Origin of the sequence: Cellulosimicrobium composti, assembly GCF_009711085.1 — a bacterium.
GTDB classification, from domain to species: Bacteria; Actinomycetota; Actinomycetes; order Actinomycetales; family Cellulomonadaceae; genus Cellulosimicrobium; species Cellulosimicrobium composti.
In genome coordinates this window covers 1-20,273 of sequence record NZ_WMKA01000023.1, presented here as the reverse complement: position 1 = coordinate 20,273, position 20,273 = coordinate 1, and the positions used below count along the sequence as shown (strand labels likewise).

Annotated in this window: 22 protein-coding genes, 3 tRNA genes and 1 pseudogene; 11 read left to right on the top strand and 15 right to left on the bottom strand. The window is 75.6% G+C overall.

Annotated elements, in window-relative coordinates:
- Positions 1 to 88: 88 nt before the first annotated feature.
- From GJV82_RS11060 to GJV82_RS11050, 3 genes are all read right to left on the bottom strand, one after another.
- Positions 89 to 161, bottom strand: a tRNA-Lys gene (locus GJV82_RS11060).
- A 119-nt stretch (positions 162 to 280) separates the two neighbouring features.
- A tRNA-Lys gene (locus tag GJV82_RS11055) sits at positions 281 to 356 on the bottom strand.
- 105 nt (positions 357 to 461) lie between these two features.
- On the bottom strand, positions 462 to 833 hold the full coding sequence (locus GJV82_RS11050; RefSeq protein WP_318657531.1) for a GroES family chaperonin: 372 nt from the start codon (positions 831 to 833) through the stop codon (positions 462 to 464).
- A gap of 74 nt (positions 834 to 907) precedes the next feature.
- Between GJV82_RS11050 and bcp the strand changes: the two genes are divergently transcribed.
- The 3 genes from bcp (at position 908) to GJV82_RS11035 (ending at position 2,383) form a co-directional block, all read left to right on the top strand.
- On the top strand, positions 908 to 1,384 hold the full coding sequence (gene bcp, locus GJV82_RS11045; protein WP_024842144.1) for a thioredoxin-dependent thiol peroxidase: 477 nt from the start codon (positions 908 to 910) through the stop codon (positions 1,382 to 1,384).
- A 101-nt stretch (positions 1,385 to 1,485) separates the two neighbouring features.
- A tRNA-Leu gene (locus GJV82_RS11040) sits at positions 1,486 to 1,567 on the top strand.
- A 180-nt stretch (positions 1,568 to 1,747) separates the two neighbouring features.
- On the top strand, positions 1,748 to 2,383 hold the full coding sequence (locus GJV82_RS11035; protein WP_155099257.1) for an ANTAR domain-containing protein: 636 nt from the start codon (positions 1,748 to 1,750) through the stop codon (positions 2,381 to 2,383).
- 96 nt (positions 2,384 to 2,479) lie between these two features.
- Here GJV82_RS11035 and GJV82_RS11030 read toward each other — a convergent pair whose 3' ends face one another.
- Positions 2,480 to 2,866 carry a hypothetical protein gene (locus GJV82_RS11030; RefSeq protein WP_115942297.1) on the bottom strand — a complete coding sequence of 129 codons (387 nt, stop codon included), beginning with the start codon at positions 2,864 to 2,866 and terminating at the stop codon, positions 2,480 to 2,482.
- Positions 2,867 to 3,138: 272 nt separating this feature from the next.
- Positions 3,139 to 3,522 (bottom strand): thioredoxin, encoded by a 384-nt coding sequence (trxA, locus tag GJV82_RS11025; protein WP_024842326.1) that lies wholly within the window; start codon positions 3,520 to 3,522, stop codon positions 3,139 to 3,141.
- A gap of 119 nt (positions 3,523 to 3,641) precedes the next feature.
- On the opposite strand from trxA, the gene GJV82_RS11020 reads away from it, so the two are divergent.
- From GJV82_RS11020 to GJV82_RS11000, 5 genes are all read left to right on the top strand, one after another.
- Positions 3,642 to 5,066, top strand: coding sequence for an MFS transporter (locus GJV82_RS11020; RefSeq protein WP_318657530.1), 1,425 nt, complete (start codon positions 3,642 to 3,644; stop codon positions 5,064 to 5,066).
- Complete coding sequence (locus GJV82_RS11015) at positions 5,029 to 6,645, top strand: pyridoxal phosphate-dependent decarboxylase family protein (RefSeq protein ID WP_318657529.1); 1,617 nt, start codon at positions 5,029 to 5,031, stop codon at positions 6,643 to 6,645. Before GJV82_RS11020 ends, GJV82_RS11015 begins: the two co-directional genes overlap by 38 nt.
- A 41-nt stretch (positions 6,646 to 6,686) precedes the next feature.
- Positions 6,687 to 7,256 carry an NUDIX hydrolase family protein gene (locus tag GJV82_RS11010; protein ID WP_024842323.1) on the top strand — a complete coding sequence of 190 codons (570 nt, stop codon included), beginning with the start codon at positions 6,687 to 6,689 and terminating at the stop codon, positions 7,254 to 7,256.
- Positions 7,253 to 7,915, top strand: coding sequence for a Pr6Pr family membrane protein (locus tag GJV82_RS11005; protein WP_318657528.1), 663 nt, complete (start codon positions 7,253 to 7,255; stop codon positions 7,913 to 7,915). Before GJV82_RS11010 ends, GJV82_RS11005 begins: the two co-directional genes overlap by 4 nt.
- A gap of 132 nt (positions 7,916 to 8,047) precedes the next feature.
- Entirely contained in the window at positions 8,048 to 8,590 is a 543-nt protein-coding gene (locus GJV82_RS11000) for a flavodoxin family protein (protein WP_155099256.1), read from the top strand.
- 18 nt (positions 8,591 to 8,608) lie between these two features.
- On the opposite strand, the gene GJV82_RS10995 is transcribed toward GJV82_RS11000, so the two are convergent.
- Positions 8,609 to 10,243: an ABC-F family ATP-binding cassette domain-containing protein gene (locus tag GJV82_RS10995; protein WP_318657527.1), complete on the bottom strand. Its 1,635-nt coding sequence runs from the start codon at positions 10,241 to 10,243 to the stop codon at positions 8,609 to 8,611.
- A gap of 99 nt (positions 10,244 to 10,342) precedes the next feature.
- Between GJV82_RS10995 and GJV82_RS10990 the strand changes: the two genes are divergently transcribed.
- Together GJV82_RS10990 and GJV82_RS10985 are read left to right on the top strand one after the other, a co-directional pair.
- Complete coding sequence (locus GJV82_RS10990) at positions 10,343 to 11,290, top strand: DUF1254 domain-containing protein (protein ID WP_155099255.1); 948 nt, start codon at positions 10,343 to 10,345, stop codon at positions 11,288 to 11,290.
- Between the two features lie 78 nt (positions 11,291 to 11,368).
- Positions 11,369 to 11,827: a DUF3054 domain-containing protein gene (locus GJV82_RS10985; RefSeq protein WP_155099254.1), complete on the top strand. Its 459-nt coding sequence runs from the start codon at positions 11,369 to 11,371 to the stop codon at positions 11,825 to 11,827.
- 52 nt (positions 11,828 to 11,879) lie between these two features.
- Here GJV82_RS10985 and rdgB read toward each other — a convergent pair whose 3' ends face one another.
- The 6 genes from rdgB to clpS all read right to left on the bottom strand — a co-directional run bounded on the left by rdgB (position 11,880) and on the right by clpS (position 16,107).
- The gene (gene rdgB / locus GJV82_RS10980; RefSeq protein ID WP_318657526.1) at positions 11,880 to 12,575 is read right to left on the bottom strand and encodes an RdgB/HAM1 family non-canonical purine NTP pyrophosphatase; all 696 of its coding nucleotides are present in this window, start codon (positions 12,573 to 12,575) and stop codon (positions 11,880 to 11,882) included.
- Positions 12,572 to 13,342, bottom strand: coding sequence for a ribonuclease PH (rph, locus tag GJV82_RS10975; RefSeq protein WP_155099253.1), 771 nt, complete (start codon positions 13,340 to 13,342; stop codon positions 12,572 to 12,574). The genes rdgB and rph overlap by 4 nt, the downstream gene beginning before the upstream one ends.
- Before the next feature lie 40 nt (positions 13,343 to 13,382).
- The gene (locus GJV82_RS10970) at positions 13,383 to 14,213 is read right to left on the bottom strand and encodes an MBL fold metallo-hydrolase (protein ID WP_155099252.1); all 831 of its coding nucleotides are present in this window, start codon (positions 14,211 to 14,213) and stop codon (positions 13,383 to 13,385) included.
- Positions 14,213 to 15,016, bottom strand: a complete 804-nt coding sequence (murI, locus tag GJV82_RS10965; RefSeq protein WP_318657525.1) for a glutamate racemase — start codon at positions 15,014 to 15,016, stop codon at positions 14,213 to 14,215. The genes GJV82_RS10970 and murI overlap by 1 nt, the downstream gene beginning before the upstream one ends.
- A 126-nt stretch (positions 15,017 to 15,142) precedes the next feature.
- Entirely contained in the window at positions 15,143 to 15,823 is a 681-nt protein-coding gene (locus tag GJV82_RS10960) for a DUF2017 family protein (RefSeq protein WP_318657524.1), read from the bottom strand.
- Positions 15,820 to 16,107, bottom strand: a complete 288-nt coding sequence (gene clpS / locus GJV82_RS10955) for an ATP-dependent Clp protease adapter ClpS (RefSeq protein WP_318657542.1) — start codon at positions 16,105 to 16,107, stop codon at positions 15,820 to 15,822. The genes GJV82_RS10960 and clpS overlap by 4 nt, the downstream gene beginning before the upstream one ends.
- Positions 16,108 to 16,352: 245 nt before the next feature.
- Here clpS and GJV82_RS10950 point away from each other — a divergent pair, with 245 nt between their 5' ends.
- Complete coding sequence (locus GJV82_RS10950) at positions 16,353 to 17,636, top strand: nicotinate phosphoribosyltransferase (RefSeq protein WP_404812963.1); 1,284 nt, start codon at positions 16,353 to 16,355, stop codon at positions 17,634 to 17,636.
- Positions 17,637 to 17,734: 98 nt separating this feature from the next.
- Here GJV82_RS10950 and GJV82_RS10945 read toward each other — a convergent pair whose 3' ends face one another.
- The 3 genes and pseudogenes from GJV82_RS10945 to GJV82_RS10935 all read right to left on the bottom strand — a co-directional run.
- Positions 17,735 to 19,480: a DEAD/DEAH box helicase gene (locus GJV82_RS10945; RefSeq protein ID WP_155099275.1), complete on the bottom strand. Its 1,746-nt coding sequence runs from the start codon at positions 19,478 to 19,480 to the stop codon at positions 17,735 to 17,737.
- Positions 19,481 to 19,584: 104 nt separating this feature from the next.
- A complete protein-coding gene (locus tag GJV82_RS10940; RefSeq protein WP_155099249.1) occupies positions 19,585 to 19,920 on the bottom strand; it encodes a DUF3039 domain-containing protein in 336 nt (111 codons plus the stop codon).
- Positions 19,921 to 20,160: 240 nt separating this feature from the next.
- Positions 20,161 to 20,273: pseudogene (locus GJV82_RS10935) on the bottom strand (glucosamine-6-phosphate deaminase); the annotation flags it as partial.

The following is a 20,273-nucleotide window of genomic DNA, read 5'->3' as shown; positions in this document are numbered from 1 at the left end:
GGCGGGCACGCAGGACGAGGGAAGGGCGACGGCGGCACCGACGACGAAGGCCGCCCACCGCGAGGGTGGACGGCCTGGTCAGGAGGGGTGCGCCATCAGGGACTCGAACCCCGAACCCGCTGATTAAGAGTCAGCTGCTCTGCCAATTGAGCTAATGGCGCGCGAGAGGGAACCCTACCAGCGGCCGGCCCGTGTCCCGCGAGGGATCCGGACCGCCGCCCGCACCGGCTCTCGACCGGCGCGGCTCGGGCCGCCCGCGTGCGGACGGCCCGGTCGGTGGTGGTGCGCCATCAGGGACTCGAACCCCGAACCCGCTGATTAAGAGTCAGCTGCTCTGCCAATTGAGCTAATGGCGCGCGAGAGAAAACACTAGCAGCCGCGGGCGCGCCGGGAAAATCCGTTCCGCCCCGGCCCGTGTGACGTCGGCGACACCGGCCGCGACGCCCGGACCAGGCGCGGGACTACAGGTACAGGCCCGTCGGCCCGTCCTCCTCGACGTCCTGCGACACCGCGTGCACGTCGCGCTCGCGCAGCAGCACGAGGTCCTTGCCGCCGAGCTCCACCTCGGCACGGTCGTCCGGGTCGAACAGGACGCGGTCGCCCACCGCGACCTGGCGCACGTGCTCACCTGCTGCGACGACGACGGCCCACGCGAGCCGCTTCGGGCCCACGGCGGTCGCGGGGATCACGAGGCCCGCCGAGCTCTGACGCTCGCTCGCGTCGACCTCGGGCTCGACGAGGAGGCGGTCGTGCAGCATGCGGATCGGCAGGTCGCGCGCGGTCGTGCGGGCCGGGCGCGCGGTGGTCGAGGGGGCGGACGTCGTCTTGCTCACAGCAACAACGCTACCGGTGCCGCGGACCCTCACCTACGCTCGAAGCACACCCTTGGCCGGACCGAAGGAGATCCATGTCCACGCGCCTCACCGTCGGCGACACCGCTCCCGACTTCACCCTGCCCGCCGCCGACGGCAGCACCGTGACGCTGTCCGACCTGCGCGGCAAGCACGTCGTCGTCTACTTCTACCCGGCGGCGGGCACGCCCGGCTGCACGACCGAGGCCTGCGACTTCCGCGACAGCCTCGCCTCGCTCCAGGGCGCCGGGTACGCGGTCGTCGGCGTCTCCCCCGACCCGGTGGACAAGCTCGCCGCGTTCGCCGAGGCCGAGCACCTGACGTTCCCGCTCGTCTCCGACGTGGACAGGACGGTGCTCGAGGCGTACGGGGCGTGGGGCGAGAAGAAGCTCTACGGCAAGACGGTCGTGGGCGTGATCCGCTCGACGGTCGTCGTCGACCCCGAGGGCGCGGTCGAGCTCGCGCAGTACAACGTCAAGGCCACCGGTCACGTCGCGAAGCTGCGCCGCGACCTGGGCATCGACCCGAAGTAGTCCCACCCGCGCGGGCGCCGCGCCGCCGTCCGGTCGCCGCCCCCCCCGGGGCGGAGCGACCGGGCCGGGGCGCGGCGCTCGCGCCGTAGACTGACCCCCGCGCGCGAGTGGCGTAACTGGCAGCCGCGCCAGGTTTAGGTCCTGGTGTCCTCGGACGTGCGGGTTCGAGTCCCGCCTCGCGCACCGCGTGGACGTCGCCCGACGCCCCCACCTGCGACGCAGCCTCCGCCGCGGTCCGCGGCGCCCCGCGCAACCCGACGGACGCCGGCGTCTCGCCTGTCGCTTCTCCCCGAAGGGGCGTACGGTCGAAGGGTCGAGTCTGGACCTGGCTCCTCATCTCTCTGCAGAAGCCGGAGCAACGACATGTCCGTGGACGACCATGCCACCGACCACCTCCTGACACCCGTGGCGGGTCAGCAGATCGGCCAGTACCGCCTCGACCTGGGTACCGGCACCTGGTGGTGGTCGTCGGGGACGTACCGGGTGCACGGCTTCGAGCCGGGCGAGGTCGTGCCGACGACCGAGCTGGTCCTGGCCCACAAGCACCCCGACGACCGCGACCGGGTCCGCGCGATGCTCCGCAGGGCGCAGGAGACCGGCGAGGCGTTCGCGAGCGTGCACCGCATCATGGACGCGCACGGCCGGGAGAAGCACCTCGTCCTCCTCGGCCAGGGCCGCCGCGAGCGCGAGAGCGGCGAGGTCGTCGAGCTCATGGGCTACGTCGTCGACGTGACCGCCAGGATCGCGGCGATCGCGAACGAGCGGGCGCGGCACGACATCGAGGCGTCCGCCCGGTCCCGCGGCGGGATCGAGCAGGCGAAGGGCGTCCTCATGGGCGCCTACGGGATCGACGCGGACGAGGCGTTCGCCCGGATCCGCCACTGCTCGAACAACCGCCACGTCCCCCTGCGGGACGTGGCCCGGGTGATCGTCGACCAGGCCGCACGGAGCGGGACCCGCGACGTCGGGCCGCTCGACGAGATCCTCCAGGGGTCCTGAGGCCGGCGCCTCGCCGGTACCGCACGCCGGCGCCTCGTCCTGTCGACGCCGGGCGGGGCGTCGGTCCGCCGGATCCCGGCGGGCGGCGCGGCACCCCTAGCGGACGACGCTGACCTCGAAGAAGGCCTTGATCCGCTCCTGCGTGGTCGGGTCGAGCCGACGGCGGGGGCTCGTCGAGCCGCCCGCGTGGACGGCGATCCACGCACGCAGGACGGTCGGCTGCACGTCCACGACGCGCGCGAACTCGTCGACCGTCGGCCACGCCGGCTGCGGCGTGCGCACGCGCGGACCGGTCGCGGCGAGGTGCAGGTCCTCGCCCCACGCCATCGCCTCTGCGGGTGAGCGGAAGCCGCCGATGCGTCCCGGCACCGGGTGCGGCTTCTCGAGGCACCACTCCTCGCGCCGCGCCGCGATCCGGTAGACGCCCTCACGCGCCTGCGCCTCGTACGTACCGTCGTCCTTGTGCTTCCAGTGCAGCCCCATGGCGCCAGTGTCGGTGGTAAGCGCTCTCTCAGAAAGTTGAACGGGAAACTTCACCCGCTCCTCACCTGGACGACCGTCCAACTGACCGTCTAGCGTGACGGCAGAGCCGGTGCCCGCACCATTGCCCCCTGCCGGTGCGGGCACCGGTTCTCTGCCACACGCACCCTGCGCGCGCGTGGCGGCTCTGACCGAGACGACGCACGGCCCGGCACCCTCGAGGGTGCCGGGCCGTGCGTGGTCGTGCTGGGGCGCGCGGTGCGCCCCGGGTCGCGTCAGGCGTCCTGCGCGGGCGTCCCGTCGCTCGCCGCGGCGATCTGCCGGCGCACGTCGTCCATGTCGAGACCCTTCACCGCGTCCACGACCTGCTTGAGCGCGGGAGCCGGGAGCGCGCCCGGCTGCGAGAAGACGAGGATGCCCTCGCGGAAGGCCATGAGCGTGGGGATCGACGTGATGTTCGCCGCCGCGGCCAGGCCGCGCTCCGCCTCCGTGTCGATCTTGGCGTGCACGACGTCGGGGTTCTCCTCCGACGACGCCTCGAACACCGGCGCGAACATCTTGCACGGCCCGCACCAGTCCGCCCAGAAGTCGACGAGGACGATGTCGTTCTCGGTGATGGTCTGCTCGAACGTGGACTCGGTCAGTGCCTGCGTGGCCATGGGGGATCCTCCTGGACGGTGGGTTTCTGCCTCGTAGAGCAACGATCGTCCCCCACCTATTCCCCGCAGGCACGGGCGCACGCCCGGCCGCGCGTCCCACCAGCCTCTACGCTGCCCCTGTGACGACCACCACCACGACCCGACTCTCGCGCGCCACGATCGCGGGCTACGCCGCGGGCTCCGTCGGCACCGGCGGCTTCGGCACCCTGCCCGGCCTCGTCCTCCTCGTGTACCTCACCGACGCGCTCGCCGTGCCCGCCGCCGTCGCCGGGCTCATCGTCACCGGGGCCAAGGTGTGGGACGTCCTCATCGACCCGTTCATCGGGTACGGGTCCGACCGCGACCTCGCGCGCACCGGGTCGCGACGGCGGTTCATGACCGTCGGCGCCCTCGCGCTCCCCGTGCTCTTCGCGCTCACGTTCGCCGCGCCCGCGGGGGCGGGCCCCACCGCCGCGGCGATCTGGGTGCTCGTCGCGTTCCTCCTCGCCGCCACGGCCTTCTCGCTCTTCCAGGTCCCGTACATCGCGCTCCCCGCCGAGCTCGACGCCACCTACGACGGCCGCACCCGGCTCCTCGCGTGGCGCGTCGCGGCGCTCGCGTTCGCGATCCTCCTGTTCGGCGCGGGCGGGCCCGCCCTGCGCGGCGGCGGCGACTCGACCACGGGCTACCTCGTCATGGGCGTCGTGTCCGGCGTCGTCATCGGAGCGGGCATGCTCGTCGCCTCGCGCGTCGCGCCCCGGCGGCCGCGCGGCGAGGCAGCCGCGCCCGCGACTCCCCCGCCCTCGACGACCGCCTCGCGCGCGTGGGCGCTCGCGGTCCGCGAGTCGGCCGACGCCCTGCGCCGGTCCCGGCCCTTCCGGACGCTGCTCGTCGCGTTCTTCCTCCAGGCCGTCGCCACGGGCCTCATGCTCGCGGGCGCGGCGTACGTCGCGCGCTACGTGCTGCAGGACGAGGCCGCGGTGAGCTACCTCTTCGCCGCCCTCATCGCGCCCGCGCTGCTGTGCATGCCGCTGTGGACCCGCCTCGCGCGCCGCGACGGCAAGGAGCGCGGCTTCGTCGTCGCGACCGTCCTGTTCGCCGTCGCCGCGCTCGGGATGATCCCCCTCCTGTGGGTCCCCGGGGCGTGGGTCTACGTGCCCACGGCGCTCGCCGGCGTCGCGTACGCGGGCATGCAGGCGCTCCCCCTCGCGATGCTCCCCGACGTCATCGCGCACGACGCGCGGACGCACGGCGAGGGCCGCGGCGGGGCGTTCAGCGGCGTGTGGACGGCGGGCGAGACCACGGGCATGGCGCTCGGCGCGGCCGTGCTGTCGCTCGTCCTCGGCGTGACGGGCTACGTCTCGACGCGCGCGGACGAGGTCGCGACGCAGCCCGCCGCCGCCGTCGACGGGATCGCGCTCGCGTTCTCGGTCGTCCCGGCGGTCCTCGTGCTGCTGAGCCTGGTCCCGCTCGTACGGTACGGTCTTCGCAAGGGGGACATCGACGACACAGCACCGGAGCTGCCGCGTGACCACCCCGCACCGACCGACCGATCCCGCGACTGACCCGTCGGCCGACGCACCGCACCCCGCGGCCGCGCCGGGCGGCGACGTCCCGCTGCGCACCGACGGGATCCTCGACCGGCTCGCCTCGCTCCGTGCGGCCGACGCGCCGACGCACGGCGGCCGCGTCCTGTCCTACGTCTACGACCCGGGGCTCCCCGAGCTCGACGAGCTCGCGGCCGCCGCGGCGCGCGCCGTCCAGCCCGTCAACGGCCTCGACCCGACGACGTTCACGTCGGTCGCGGTCATGGAGGGCGAGCTGGTCGCGCTCGCGCGCGAGATGCTCTCCGGGCCCGCGGACGGGCCGGACGCCGTCGTGGGCTCCGTGACGTCGGGTGGTACCGAGAGCTGCCTGCTCGCCGTGAAGATCGCGCGCGACGCGTTCCGCGAGGCGCACCCGGGGGCGCGCCCGCGCGTGGTGGCCCCCGTGAGCGTGCACGCCGCGTTCCGCAAAGCCGCCCGGTACCTCGACGTCGACCTCACGCTCGTCCCCGTCGACCCGGGGACGGGGACGCCCGCCGCCGCGGACCTCGTCGCCGCGCTCGGCGACGACGTCGCGCTCGTCGTGGTGTCCGCGCCCTCGTACCCGCACGGCGTGGTCGACCCGGTGGCCGACGTGGCGGCGGCGGCGCACGCGCGCGGCGTCCCGGTGCACGTCGACGCGTGCGTCGGCGGCTGGGTCCTGCCGTTCTGGGCGGCCGCGGGCGGCGACACCCCGCCGCCGTTCGACTTCGCGGTCCCGGGCGTGACGAGCATCTCCGCGGACGTGCACAAGTACGGCTACGCCCCCAAGGGCACGTCCGTCATGCTCGTGCGCGGCCGCGACCGGCAGCGCCGCCAGTTCTTCGCGACGACGGGCTGGCCCGGCTACCCCGTCGTCAACCCCACGATCTCCGGCTCGCGGTCGGCGGCCCCGCTCGCCGCGGCGTGGGCGGTGAGCCAGGCCCTCGGCACCGCCGGGTACACGGCGCTGACGGCGCGCTGCGTGCGTGCGACGCGCGCCCTGCACGCGGCCGTCGACGGGATCGAGGGACTGCGCGTGGTCGGGCGCCCCACGGGGCCGCTCGTCGCCGTCGCGACCGACGAGTCCGTGGCGCCCGAGCGCCGCGTCGACCCCCACCTGTGGGCCGACGCCGTCCGGTCCCGCGGGTGGGTCCTCCAGCCGCAGCCCGGGCTCGTCCAGGAGGACGGCACGCGACTGCCGCACACGACGCACCTCACCGTGACCCCCGTGACCGAGGCCGGGCTCGACGGCCTCGTCCCCGCGCTCGTCGACGGGGCGGACGCCGTGCGCGGCGCGCCCCGGCCCGACGTCGGCGCCGCGCTGGCGGCGGTCGCCGGCTCGCTCGCGGCGGCGCCGGGGGCCGCCGCGGGCGCGCCGACCTCCGACGAGGTCTGGGCGGCGCTCGGCCCGCTGCTCGCCGCCGGCGACGACGCCGACCCCGGCGCGGGCGTGCTGCCCGACAGCCTGGCCCCGCTCATGGCCCTCCTGGAGCTGCTGCCCGGACCGGTCGCCGAGCGTGCCCTCGTCGAGATCGTCGCGCGCGTCGCCGAGCCGCCCCCGGACGGCGCCCCGCGCTGAGCGGACTCGCCCCGCCGCACCGCTCGGGGTAGAACAGTCGCGTGACCGACACCGCCGACTTCCCGCCCGACGACTTCTCCCACGAGAACCCGCGACCCGCGGGCTGGCTCAGCCCGGAGGAGATCGCGGTCGCGCGCGCCCAGCTCCCGCTCGTCTACGTCGACGCCGTGCCCGTGCGGGTCGACGACTCGGGCGACGTCGTCGCCGTCGGGCTCCTGCTGCGCGTCACGCCCGACGGCATGATGACGCGCGCGCTCGTCTCGGGCCGCGTCATGTACCACGAGCGCATCCGCGACGCGCTCCTGCGGCACATCGAGAAGGACCTCGGGCCCGTCGCCCTCCCCCAGGTGCCCGCCTCGCCGCAGCCGTTCACCGTGGCCGAGTACTTCCCGACGCCGGGCATCACGTCGTACCACGACCCGCGCCAGCACGCGGTGTCCCTCGCGTACGTCGTGCCGGTGACGGGCGACTGCCGCCCGCAGCAGAACGCGCTGGAGCTCGCGTGGCTCACGCCCGAGCAGGCGTGCAGCGACGAGGTCCAGCTCGAGATGCGTGGCGGGCAGGGCGTGCTGCTGCGCCAGGCGATGGCGTACGTCGGCCGTCTCCCGTGACGCCCGCCCCGCGCGTCGCCGCGCCCGGTCGCCGGCTCGTCGTCGCGCGCGTGCTGCACGCGCTCGTCGCGCTCGCGGCGCTCGCGGGCGTGGTCATGGAGCTCGTCATCGCGCTCGTCGACGGCCCGGGCACCGCGCCGAGCCAGGCCGAGCGGCTCGTGCGCCTGTTCTCCTACTTCACGGTCCAGTCGAACCTCCTCGTCGGGGTCGTGTCCGTGCTGCTCGTGGTGCGGCCCGCGCGCGACGGCGCCGTCTTCCGGGTCGCGCGCCTCGACGCGCTCCTGTGCATCGCGGTGACGGGCATCGTCTACCAGACGGTGCTGCGAGGGATCGCGGAGCTCAGCGCCGCGGGCCAGGTGTCCGACCTGCTCCTGCACCTGCTCGCACCGCTGCTCGCGCTCGTCGCGTGGGTGCTGGTCGGCCCGAGGCCGCGGGTGGACGCCGCGACCGTGTGGTGGTCGCTCGCGTTCCCGCTGGCGTGGATCGCGTACACGTTCGTGCGCGGCGCCGTCGTCGGCTGGTACCCGTACCCGTTCCTCGACGTCACGACGCTCGGCCTCGCCCCGGCGCTCCTCAACACCGCGGTCGTGGCGGTCGTCTTCGTCGGCCTCGCGTGGCTGGTGCGCGTCGTGGACGCGCGCCTGCGCGCCGCTCCCTGACGCTCGCGCCCGGACGGGACCAACGGCCCCCGCCCCCGGCCCGTCGGGCCCTAGGTCTGGCGGCCGGCCCTGGCCGACGCTGGAGGGAGAGGCGCCGCCGGGTCGCGGCGGCGTGGTGACGAAGGGGACGCCATGGACGCCGCAGTGGTCTACGAGTCGATGTACGGCAACAGCGAGCAGGTCGCGCGCGCGGTCGCGGAGGGGTTGTGCGACGCCGTGCGCGTCACCGTGCTCGACGTCGAGGAGGCTGCCGCGACTCCGGAGGCGCTGCGCCACGTCCGGCTGCTCGTCGTGGGCGGGCCGACGCACGCGTTCGGGATGAGTCGGCCGTCGACCCGCGCGGAGGCGGTGCAGCGCGCGAGCGGCGCCGTGTCCGACCGCGAGACCGGGCTGCGCGAGTGGGTCGAGTCCGTCCCCCGCCAGAGCGAGCCGCGGCTCGCCGCGACGTTCGACACGCGCGTCACGAAGGTCAAGCCGCTGCCCGGGTCGGCCGCGCGCGGTGCGGCGAAGGTGCTGCGCCGGGCGGGCTTCCGGCTCGTCGTGCCGCCCGCGTCGTTCTACGTCGGCGACGTCGAGGGGCCGCTCGACGAGGGCGAGCTCGACCGGGCGCGCGCGTGGGGCCGTGCGCTGGGCCACGTGCTGGTCCCGGCGGGGAGCGCCCCGGCGGGCCGCTGACCCGCGGCGCCGGCCCTGTCAGCCGCCGAGCTCGAGCCGGGGCCAGTCCTCGAGGTCGTCGCGCATGCGGCGGTCGTGCGTCGCGACGACGACGGCCGCGGGCGTCACCCGCAGCGCCTGCGTGAGCTCGTCGACGAGGTCGATCGACAGGTGGTTCGTCGGCTCGTCGAGCAGGAGCACGTGCGGCGCCGCGAGCAGGGCGCGCGCGAGGTCGAACCGGCGGCGCTGGCCCGCGGACAGCTCGCGCAGCGGGCGGTCGAGGTCCTCCTCGGTGAGCAGGCCGAGGAACGCGACGGGCACGAGGTGGTCGGGGTTGAGGCGGCCCGCGTCGAGCAGGTCGAGCGCCTCGCGCGCGTACTCGTCGAAGCCCGTGCGCGCCTCCGCCTCCGGGGGCAGCGACGGGCCCTCCTGCGCGACGACGCCGAGCCGCGCGCCGTCCACCACGGTGCGCGTCCCGCGGTCGAGCGGCACGAGTCCTGCGAGCGCCGCGAGGAACGTCGACTTCCCGCTCCCGTTGGGGCCCGTCACGAGCAGGCGCCCGGAGGGCGGGAGCGCGACCCGGGTGCCGGGCAGGTCGAGGCGCGCCGCGCCGTCGGGCCCGACGCGCGGGCTGCGCAGCTCGAGCACCGGGTCGCCCGGGTCCCAGCCCGGAGACATCGCGGGCAGCTCGGGGAACACGAGCTGGAGCGGCGGCACGGGCACCTCGACGGCCTCGGCCTCGAGCTGCTGCAGGCGCCGGTCGGCGGCCTTGACGTGGATCCGCGCGCGCGTCGCGCGGCGGTGCTTCTGGCTGCCCTTGGGCGGGCGCCACTCGTCCGACAGCCCCTCGTACGACGCGTCGAGCACGGCGGCGAGCTTCTCGGCGCGCTTCTGCTCGGCCCGGAACCGCTGGCGCCAGCGGTGCAGCGCCTGGTTCTTCGCGAAGCGGTAGGCGAGGTAGCCCGGCTGCCCGTAGAGCACGGGCCTGCCGTCCATCGACGGGTCGAGGTCGAGGATCTCGGTCGCGACGTCGTCGAGCAGCTGCCGGTCGTGCGTGACCATGATCACGCCGCCGCGCCACGCGACGAGCTCGCCCGTGAGGAAGTCGATGCCGCCGGCGTCGAGGTGGTTGGTGGGCTCGTCGAGGAGCAGCAGGTCGGCGCGCTCGGCGAGCCGGCACGCGAGGCGCACGCGGTAGCGCTCGCCCACGGACAGCGTGGCGAGCTCGCGGTCGCGGTCGCGGCACGCGCCGAGGCGCGAGAGCGCGACGTCGACCCGGCGGTCGGCGTCCCACACGGCGAGGTGCTCGGCGCGCGCGAGGATCTCGGTGAGCTCGGCGAGATCGCCCGCCTCGTGGTCGAAGTCGCGGGCCGCGGCCTCCAGCTCGGCGGCGACGGCCCGCAGCCCCGCGAGGGTCCCGGCGACGAGCGTGCCCACGGTCTGCCCGGGCTCGATCGCGAGCTCCTGCTCGACGAGCGCGAGCGAGCCCGCGCGGCGCACCTCGCCGCGGCTCGGCACGAGGTCGCCCGCGAGCACGTGCAGGAGCGTCGACTTGCCCGTGCCGTTCTCGCCCACGACGCCGAGTCGGGTCCCGGGCGCGACGCGCAGCCCCACGCCGTCGAGGACGGGGCGTCCGGGGTAGGAGAAGGCGAGGTCGTCGGCCGCGAGGTGCACGGGGACCACCCTAGGCGCCGTCCTCGGCGCGCACGACGACGGCCCGTGTGCTTCGCTTCTCCCGCCCGCACCGCCCGCACCGTCCGCCCAGGAGGACCCATGCCCCAGCACGTCGACGTGGACACGTTCGTCCGCGCCGAGACCGACCGCATGTTCGCCGACCTGCAGCGCGACGCGGGCGGGGTCAACCGGTTCCGGCACAACCGCGAGCCCGCGCCGGTGGACCGCCAGACCGTGGTGCGCCTCAACCGGGACACGCTCTACAGCTTTGCCGTCGTGGACCTCGCCGGCGGCGCGACCCTCACGCTGCCGGACGCGGGCGGGCGCTACCTGTCCGCGATGGTGCTGGACAACGACCACCTCGTGCGCGACGTGCTGCACGACCCGGGCACGTACCCGCTCGACGCCGCCCGGGTCGGCACGCGGTACGCGGTCGTGGCGGTCCGCGTCCTCGTCGACCCTCAGGACCCGGGCGACGTCGCGGCCGTGACCGCGCTCCAGGACGCGCTGACCCTCACCGCGGGATCGGCCGAGCCGTTCGTCGCGCCGGACTGGGACGCCGCGAGCCTCGACGCGACGCGGGGCGCGCTCCTGCGGCTCGCCGCGGGGCTGCGCGGGTTCGACCGCATGTTCGGCACGCGCGAGCAGGTGGACCCCGTACGGCACCTCGTCGGGACGGCCGCGGGGTGGGGCGGGCTGCCGACGAGCGAGGCGTCGTACGTCGGGGTCGACCCGGGGCTGCCCGTCGGGCGGTACGCGCTGACGCTGCGTGACGTCCCGGTCGACGCGTTCTGGTCGGTGTCCGTGTACGACGCGCAGGGCTTCTTCGCGCCCAACCCGCAGGGCCGCTACTCCGTCAACAGCATCACGGGCGTCCGCGACGCCGACGGCGCGGTCACGGTGCGGTTCGTCCCGCCGGACGACCCGGCCGACGAGCCGAACGCGATCCCCGTGCCCGACGGCTGGAACTTCCTCGTCCGGCTCTACCGGCCGCGCCCCGAGGTGCTCGACGGCGCGTGGCAGGTCCCGGGGCTGCGCCCCCTGTGATTGGGCTGTCTGTGAGGGGTGTCGCACGCCACGTCGGCGCGGCCGTGGCGGACCTCGGCAGGCGGTAGCGTCGACGGCATGAGCCCCGCCCCTGCGGGCCGCGCGCGCCCCGCGGCCGTCGCCCTCGCCGCACTCGCCGACGCCGCATGCGTCCTCGCGCTCGCGAGCGGCGGTCTCGCGACGCACGCGGCCGACGAGGGCGCGGCGCGGCTGCTCGTCGTCGCGTGGCCGTTCGCGGCGGGAGCCGCGGTCGGCTGGCTCGTCACGCGTGCGTGGCGGCACCCCGCACGGCCGTGGCCGACGGGCGTCGTGGTGTGGGGCTGCGCGTGGGCGCTCGGGGTGCTCCTGCGGGTCCTCACGGGGCAGGGCGTCGCGCCGGCCTTCCAGGTCGTGTCGTTCGGCTTCCTCGCCGTGACGATGCTCGGCTGGCGGGGCGTCGTCGCGCTCGTCGGCGTGCTCCGGCCCGCCGAGCGGCGCCGCCGGGCCGCGGAGCTCGCGGGCCGCGCCCCGCGCGACGGCGTCCGCCCGTCCCGCTGACGGGACCGGGCGGGCGCGCGCGTCACCGCCCCGCTCCCCTGTCGCGCGTCCCCTAGCGTGCGCCGAGGACGGCCACGACGTCGGGCGCGAGCGCGCGGAACGCCTTGCCGCGGTGACTGATGGCGTTCTTCTCGGCCGGGCTCAGCTCGGCGGCGGACCGGCTCGTCCCGTCGCCCGGCTGCTCGTCGGGCAGCAGGATCGGGTCGTAGCCGAACCCGTTCGTGCCGCGCGGCGCGGTGAGCAGCGTCCCGCGCATCTCGCCCGTGCGCACGACCTCGGTGCCGTCCGGCGCGACGAGCGCCGCCGCGCACACGAACCCGGCCGCGCGGTGCTCGGCGCGCACGTCCGCGAGCTGGGCCAGCAGGAGCTCGAGGTTCGCGACGTCGTCGCCGTGGCGCCCCGCCCAGCGCGCGGAGAAGATGCCCGGCGCACCGCCCAGCACGTCCACGGCGAGACCCGAGTCGTCCGCCACGGCGGGCAGACCGGTCGCGGCGACGAGCGCGCGCGCCTTGAGGAGCGCGTTCTCGGCGAACGTCACGCCGTCCTCGACCGGCTCGGGCGCCCCGACGTCGCTCGCGCCGACGATCGCCCCGGGCGCGAGCTCGAGACCCGGGTGCGCGTCGAGCTCGGCCGCGAGGATCGCGCGCAGCTCGGCGATCTTGCCCCGGTTGTGCGTCGCGAGGACGAGGCGCGCGCCGTCGGGCACGACGACGCCGCTCCCGCCCGCGCCCGCGACGGCGTCGCTCACCGGGCGTCCTGCGCGAGCGCGGCGCGCTGGATCGCGGCGAGGTCCGCCGTGCCCGCGACCGCGAGGTCGAGCAGCGCGTCGAGCTCGGCGCGGTCGAACGGCGCGTGCTCGGCCGTGCCCTGCACCTCGACGAACGTGCCCGACCCGGTGACCACGACGTTCATGTCCGTCTCGGCGCGCACGTCCTCGACGTACGGGAGGTCGAGCATCGGGGTGCCGTCGATGATCCCCACGCTCACGGCCGCGACCGAGTCCGTGAGGACGGGCTTGCCGCCCTTGACGTGCCCGTGCCGCTGGCCCCACGCGACGGCGTCGGCGAGCGCCACGTAGGCGCCCGTGATCGCGGCGGTGCGCGTGCCGCCGTCGGCCTGCAGGACGTCGCAGTCGAGCACGATGGTGTTCTCGCCGAGCGCGGAGACGTCGATGATCGCGCGCAGGGACCGGCCGATGAGGCGCGAGATCTCGTGCGTGCGCCCGCCGATCTTGCCCTTCACGGACTCGCGCTGGCTGCGCTCGTTCGTCGCGCGCGGCAGCATCGCGTACTCGGCCGTGACCCAGCCCTCGCCCGACCCCTTGCGCCAGCGCGGCACGCCCTCCGTGAACGACGCCGCGCACAGCACGCGCGTGCGCCCGAACTCGACGAGCACGCTGCCCTCGGCCTGGTCGAGCCAGTGGCGGGTGATGGTCACGGGGCGGAGCTGGTCGGGCGTGCGGCCGTCGGCGCGCACGACGGCCGCGGAGGTGCCGGAGGAGTCAGGGGTGGTCATGGCGCCAACCCTACCGACCGCCCCCGTCCGCCGAGCGCGGTCAGACGTCGAAGACCGCGCCCGTGCTCGCGACGTCGAGCGGGCCGTCGTAGACCTCGCGCGCCTCGGCGAGCGAGCGCTGCGGGTCGTTCCACGCCGGCAGGTGCGTGAGGACGAGGCGGCGCGCCCCCGCGGCCGTCGCGACCTCGCCCGCCCGGCGGCCCGTGAGGTGGATGCCCCGCTCGACGCCGTCGTCCCGGCCCTCGTGGAACGCGGCCTCCGAGAGGAGCAGGTCGGCGTCGCGCGCGAGGTCCACGACGCCGTCGCACGCGTCGGTGTCCCCCGTGTACGCGAGCACGGCCTGCTCGCCCGGGCGCAGCGACGACGGGCCCGTGACGCGCACGCCGTACGCCTCGACCGGGTGGAAGACGCGGAACGGCTCGAGCGTGAGCGGCCCGACCTGCACCGGGGCGCCCGGCTCCCACGTGCGCACGTCGAGCTCCTCGCCCATGCCGTCCCCGGGCTCCGCGCCGTACGCCGCCTCGATCCGGGCCGCCGTCCCGGTGGGGCCCAGCACCCGCAGGCGGCTCGGGACGCCCGTGCGCACCGACCCGCGCTCCGGGTGGTACCGCAGGTAGACGTACAGCCCGCACACGTCGACGAAGTGGTCCGGGTGCAGGTGGGACAGCGCGACGGCGTCCACGTCGAGCGGGTCGACGAACCGCTGCAGCGCGCCCAGCGCGCCGTTGCCGAGGTCGAGCACGACGTTCCAGTCGCGCGCCTCGGCGCCCGCCGCGGCCGCCTCGGCGGCGGGGACCTGGACGAGGTACGACGACGCGGGCGAGGCCGGGCCCGCGAAGGACCCGGAGCAGCCGACCGTGACGAGGCGCATCAGAGGGCCTCCACGCTGAGCACCTCGGGCCCGAGGAACCGCCGCGCGAGGTGCTCGAACGGCTCCGCGCTCCCCGTCGCGAGGAACCGGTGCCGCGGCGGCCCGGCGTCGCGCGACCGCTCGAGGTCGTGCGCGACGAGCGTGCGGTACACGTCCTTGGCGGTCTCCTCCGCGCTCGACACGAGCGTGACCTCCTCGCCCATGACGTAGGAGATCGCGCCCGTCAGCAGCGGGTAGTGCGTGCAGCCGAGCACGAGCGTGTCCACCCCCGCCGCCTTGACCGGGTCGAGGTAGCGGTGCGCGACCTCCAGGACCTCCGGGCCGGACGTGACGCCCTGCTCGACGAGCGGCACGAACTCGGGGCACGCCTGCGTCGTCAGGCTCAGGCCGGGCGTCACGGCGAACGCGTCCTCGTAGCTGCGCGACGTGATCGTCGCGCGCGTCCCGATGACCCCGATCCGGCCCGTGCGCGTCGCCGCGACCGCGCGCCGCGCGGCCGGCAGGATCACCTCGACCACAGGGAGCCCGTGACGCTGCGTGTACCGCTCGCGCGCGTCGCGCAGCACCGCCGACGACGCCGAGTTGCACGCGATCACGAGCATCTTCACGCCGTCGTCGACGAGCTGGTCCATGATCGCCAGCGCCATCGCCCGGACGGCCGCGAGCGGCTTGGGACCGTAGGGCCCGTTCGCGGTGTCCCCGATGTAGTGGAGGGCCTCGTTCGGGAGCTGGTCGAGGATCGAGCGTGCCACGGTCAGGCCGCCCACGCCCGAGTCGAAGATCCCGATGGGAGCGTCGTTCACCCGCCCGAGCCTACTGGCGCGTCCGCGCGCGCGGCGCGCCCGGACGCGCCGCACCGCTGTGGCAGCGCCCACAGGGTGCCGCAGCAGCGACGCGACGCACGGGCGCCCGACGACGGTCCACGCTGCTCAGGGACGCCCGCGCCCCGCACGCAGGTCCGCGAGCATCCCGTCGACGAGCGACTCCTGCAGCAGCCCCGTGAGGAGGAACACGCTCACGAGGAACCGGCGCGGCGCGCCGCCGACCTCGCCGTCGTCCGGGCCGTCGTCCCCCTCGCGGTCCAGCTCGTCGTAGAGCCCCTCGACCTGCTCGTCGGTCCGCAGGCCCAGCCGCTCGGCGAGCACGAGCCGCACGTCGGTCAGCGCCGCCGCGACGTCCTCGGCCTCGTCCCGGCCCACGACGTACGGCGCCGCCCCCGCCGGCTCGTGGTCCACGAGGCTGCGCGCGAGCAGCACGAGCCGGCCCACCTTCCGCGCCGCGAGGTCGTCCTGCGTGAAGCGCCGGAACTCCGCGGCCACCTCGGCGTCGTCGGAGGCGTCCGGGAGCAGACGCCGCACCGCGGGGTCGGGCGGGGGCGTCGCCGCTCCCCCACCACCACCGGGCCCGCCCGGGACCGGGCCGGTCCACCCGGGCGGCGACCACGCGTCGTCGGGCTCGCCCGCCCCCGGGCCGGCCCCTCCCGGACCGCGACCCGGCACGCCCTCCTGGAGCATCTGCGCGACGTCGCCCGCGAGCTGCGCGAGCACGATCCGCTCCGACGGCTCGAGCTCCGCGACGTACCCGTGCGCCTCGGCGCGGAACGGCCTCACTGCTCGCCGTCCTTCTGCAGCGTGGCCCACAGGCCGAACGAGTGCATCGCCTGCACGTCGACCTCCATGCGCTCGCGGTCGCCGGTCGAGACGACGGCGCGCCCCTCCCGGTGCACCTGGAGCATGAGCTCGTGCGCGCGCGCCGCCGGGTAGCCGAAGTAGGACTCGAACACGTAGGCGACGTAGCTCATGAGGTTCACCGGGTCGTTCCACACGACGGTCGCCCACGGGCTGTCGAGCCGGGCCGCCTCGTCGGCGCGCGTCGCCTCCTCGGGCACGGTCACGGACGCCCGCGCGCCACCGGCGCGGGTGAAGATCGGCTGAGGTCTCACGTCACCACTGTATTCGGGGAGTTCTCAGCACCCACGGCGGGCGTCGCTGCCCTACCGTGGTCCGCATGAGCATCGCCGACCCGGGCAGCGTCGCCCCTCTCGCCGCCGACAGCGCTGCCCGCCTCACCTCCCCCCCGCGCCCGCCCTACTGGCCGTCGGCGTCGACCGCGCTCCTCACGGACCGGTACGAGCTGACGATGCTCCAGGCCGCGCTCGCGGACGGCACCGCCGAGCGGCACTGCCTGTTCGAGGTCTTCACGCGCCGTCTGCCCCCGGGCCGGCGGTACGGGGTCCTCGCCGGCACGGGCCGCGTCCTCGAGGCGCTCGCGTCGTTCCGCTTCTCGACCGCGGAGCTCGACTGGCTGCGGTCGCAGGACGTCGTGGACGAGCGCACGCTCGAGTTCCTCGCCGACTACCGGTTCACGGGCTCGATCACCGGGTACCCCGAGGGCGAGGTCTTCTTCCCGCAGTCCCCCGTCATGACCGTCGAGGGCACGTTCGCCGAGGCCGTGCTGCTCGAGACGCTCGTGCTGTCGATCCTCAACTACGACTCCGCGGTCGCGTCCGCCGCGTCGCGCATGACGAGCGCCGCCGTCGAGCGGCCGTGCCTGGAGATGGGCGCGCGGCGCGCGCACGAGCACGCGGCCGTCGCCGCGGCCCGCGCGGCCGTCGTGGGCGGGTTCGCGGGGACGTCGAACCTCGAGGCGGGCCGCCGCTACGGCCTGACGACGATCGGCACCGCCGCCCACGCCTTCACGCTCCTGCACGACGACGAGGAGTCGGCGTTCGCGTCGCAGGTCGCCTCGCTCGGGCCCGGGACCACGCTCCTCGTCGACACCTACGACGTGCGCAAGGGCGTGCAGAACGCGGTCCGCGCCGCCGGCGGACGGCTCGGCGCCGTGCGCCTCGACTCGGGCGACCTGGGCGTCCTCGCCGTCGAGGTGCGCCGTCAGCTCGACTCGCTCGGCGCCCACGACACGAAGATCACCGTGACGTCCGACCTCGACGAGTACGCCATCGCGTCGCTGGCCGCCGCGCCCGTCGACTCGTACGGCGTCGGCACGTCGCTCGTCACCGGCTCGGGCGCTCCCACGTGCGGGATGGTCTACAAGCTCGTCGCGCGCGCCGACTCCTCGGGAGTGCTCCAGCCGGTCGCCAAGGCGTCCACCGCCAAGACGAGCACGGGCGGCCGCAAGTGCGCCGCTCGCCGCTACGACGCCGACGGGCGCGCGGTCGAGGAGGTCGTCGTGACCGGCGCCGACCTCGCCGTCCAGGAGTGGGAGCCCGACGACGGCGACCTGCGCCGCCTCCAGGTGCCGCTCGTCGTCGACGGCGCCGTCGACTCGCGGTGGGTCGGCTCGTACGGCGTGCAGAACGCCGCGCACCGCCACCGCGAGGCCCGTGCGGAGCTCCCGCGCGGCGCGCGGCGTCTCTCCGCCGGCGACCCCGCCATCCCCACGGTCGTGCACACGCTCCCCTGAGCGGCTCGCGCGGGCTCGGGGCCGCCCGGCCGTCGGTCGGGCCGGGCTGACCGACGTCCGTCGTGCCCCGTCGTGCCGCCGCACCGGGCGGTGGGCGTCTAGCGCTTGCCGACGAACCAGCCGCGCACGGTCGCGACGCGCGCGTCGAGCTGCTCGACCGTCGCGAGCGGCACCTCGGGGCCGCCGCACCGGCGTCGCAGCTCGTTGTGCACCGAGCCGTGCGGCTGCCCGCTGCGCCGCGCCCACGCCGAGACGAGCTGCTGGAGCTCCTTGCGCAGCTCGGCCGCGCGGCGGTGGTCCATCTCCGCACGCTCCTGCTCCGCGGACCGTGCGCTCCTCGAGCGCTGGCTCATCTGGTCCGCCTGGCGCTGGCGCAGCAGCGTGGTCACCTGGTCGGCGTCGAGCAGCCCCGGGAGCCCGAGGAAGTCGAGCTCCTCGTCCGAGCCGACGTCCGCCCCCGTGCCGAACTCGCCGCCGTCGAAGAGGACGCGGTCGAACGACGCCTGCGCCTCGAGCGCCTCGAACGAGCCCTGGACGAGCTCCCCCGACGCCTTCTCCTCGCGGTTCGCCTCCGCCAGGAGCGCGTCCTCGGGGTTGAACCCCTCGCCCTGCTCCTCGGCGGTCAGCGGCCGGTCGAGCGCGTGGTCGCGCTCGATCTCGAGCCCGTTCGCGAGCTCCAGCAGGTGCGGCACGCTCGGCAGGAAGACCGACGCCGTCTCGCCCCGGCGGCGCGCACGGACGAAGCGCCCGACGGCCTGCGCGAAGAACAGCGGCGTCGCGGTCGAGGTCGCGTACACGCCGACGGCGAGCCGCGGGACGTCCACGCCCTCCGACACCATGCGGACCGCGACCATCCAGCGCCCGTCGCCGTCGGAGAACTCCTCGATGCGGCTGCTCGCGCCGTCGTCGTCGGAGAGCACGACCGTGGGCGACTCGCCGGTGATGCGCGCGAGGTGGCCGGCGTAGGCGCGCGCGTCCGTCTGGTCGGTCGCGATGACGAGGCCGCCCGCGTCCGGGATGGCGCGCCGCACCTCCGTGAGCCGCTTGTCCGCCGCCGCGAGCACCGACGGGATCCACTCGCCGTTCGGGTCGAGCGCGGTCCGCCACGCCTGCCCCGTCATGTCCTTCGTGAGCGCCTCGCCGAGACGCGCGCTCACCTCGTCGCCCGACTTCGTGCGCCAGCGCATGTTCCCCGAGTAGGACAGGAACAGGACCGGGCGCACGACGTGGTCGCGCAGCGCGTCGCCGTAGCCGTACGTGTAGTCGGCGCGCGACCGCCGGATGCCGTCCGGCCCGCGCTCGTACTCGACGAACGGGATCGCGGCCGTGTCCGAGCGGAAGGGCGTGCCGGTGAGAGCCAGGCGCCGGGTCGCGTCCTCGAACGCCTCGCGCACGGCGTCGCCCCACGACAGCGCGTCACCGCCGTGGTGTACCTCGTCGAGGATGACGAGCGTGCGGTCGGCGGTCGTGCGCGCCGCGTGCAGCGCCGGCTTCGCGGCGATCTGCGCGTAGGTGAGCGCGACGCCGTCGTAGTGCGCGCCGTGCCGGCCCTGGCTGTTGCGGAAGTTCGGGTCGATCCGGATGCCGACGCGCGCCGCCGCGTCCGCCCACTGGTGCTTGAGGTGCTCGGTCGGCGCGACGACCGTCACACGCCGCACCACGCCCTGCTCCAGCAGCTCGGTCGCGACCCGCAGCGCGAACGTCGTCTTGCCGGCGCCCGGCGTCGCCACGGCGAGAAAATCGCGCGGCGCGCGCGTGCGGTACAGCTCGAGCGCCTCCGCCTGCCAGGCGCGCAGCTTCGACGCCGAGCCCCACGGGGCACGGCGCGGGAACGCGGGCGACAGGTGCGACGCCGCAGCCGACGAGGGGCTCTGCGGCGCGGGCGGGCTGGTCCTGCTACGGGAGTCGGGGGCGGAGTGACCGGTGGACGTCGAGTGGTGCTCCCCGCTCACTTGCCGGAGTCACCCTCGCCGTCCTGCGGGTCCCGCAGACCGTCGTAGATCTCCTTGCACGTGGGGCACACGGGGAACTTGTTCGGGTCGCGACCCGGGACCCACACCTTGCCGCACAGCGCGATCACGGGCTTGCCGGACAGCGCCGACTCCATGATCTTCTCCTTGCGCACGTAGTGCGCGAAGCGCTCGTGGTCGCCCGGCTCGGTCTGCTCGCGCGTCTCCTCGCGCTCGAGCACCCCGGTCGACGTGCCGGTCGTCGGCTCGGTCGCAGGGTTCCGGAACGGGTCCTCGGGACCCCCGGGGGCGGTGCTCGCACGGAGTTCGGTCATGGGGTGCAGTCTACGTCGCGACGCCGACACCCGGCCGTGCGCGCGTGAGGCGTCGGCCACGTCCGCCCGGCCCCAGAGGCTCGATCTGCGCCCCCTTTCGGGCGGGTGCCGCCCGCTCGTCGCCCTCCGCGCGCCCCGGCGCGGGCACGGAAAGAGCCCGCCGACGCGCGGCCCAGGGGCGTGGACCGCGCGTCGGCGGGCGGCTGTGCGTCGCGGGAGGACCCGCGAGAAGAAGGGCGCCTACAGGCCCTGCCAGTCGGGCTTGGACGCGTACGTCTGGCGGTAATAGTCCGCGAGCTGCAGACGCGAGGCCGCCGCGTCGTCGACCAGCACCGTCGCGTGCGGGTGCATCT

Bases quoted from the DNA above. Each gene is read 5' to 3' on its own strand.
- bcp (WP_024842144.1), top strand. From the start codon at position 908: ATGTCCACGCGCCTCACCGTCGGCGACACCGCTCCCGACTTCACCCTG.
- GJV82_RS11035 (WP_155099257.1), top strand. From the start codon at position 1,748: ATGTCCGTGGACGACCATGCCACCGACCACCTCCTGACACCCGTGGCG.
- GJV82_RS11030 (WP_115942297.1), bottom strand. From the start codon at position 2,866: ATGGGGCTGCACTGGAAGCACAAGGACGACGGTACGTACGAGGCGCAG.
- trxA (WP_024842326.1), bottom strand. From the start codon at position 3,522: ATGGCCACGCAGGCACTGACCGAGTCCACGTTCGAGCAGACCATCACC.
- GJV82_RS11000 (WP_155099256.1), top strand. From the start codon at position 8,048: ATGGACGCCGCAGTGGTCTACGAGTCGATGTACGGCAACAGCGAGCAG.
- GJV82_RS10990 (WP_155099255.1), top strand. From the start codon at position 10,343: ATGCCCCAGCACGTCGACGTGGACACGTTCGTCCGCGCCGAGACCGAC.
- GJV82_RS10985 (WP_155099254.1), top strand. From the start codon at position 11,369: ATGAGCCCCGCCCCTGCGGGCCGCGCGCGCCCCGCGGCCGTCGCCCTC.
- rph (WP_155099253.1), bottom strand. From the start codon at position 13,342: ATGACCACCCCTGACTCCTCCGGCACCTCCGCGGCCGTCGTGCGCGCC.
- GJV82_RS10970 (WP_155099252.1), bottom strand. From the start codon at position 14,213: ATGCGCCTCGTCACGGTCGGCTGCTCCGGGTCCTTCGCGGGCCCGGCC.
- GJV82_RS10950 (WP_404812963.1), top strand. From the start codon at position 16,353: ATGCTCCAGGCCGCGCTCGCGGACGGCACCGCCGAGCGGCACTGCCTG.
- GJV82_RS10940 (WP_155099249.1), bottom strand. From the start codon at position 19,920: ATGACCGAACTCCGTGCGAGCACCGCCCCCGGGGGTCCCGAGGACCCG.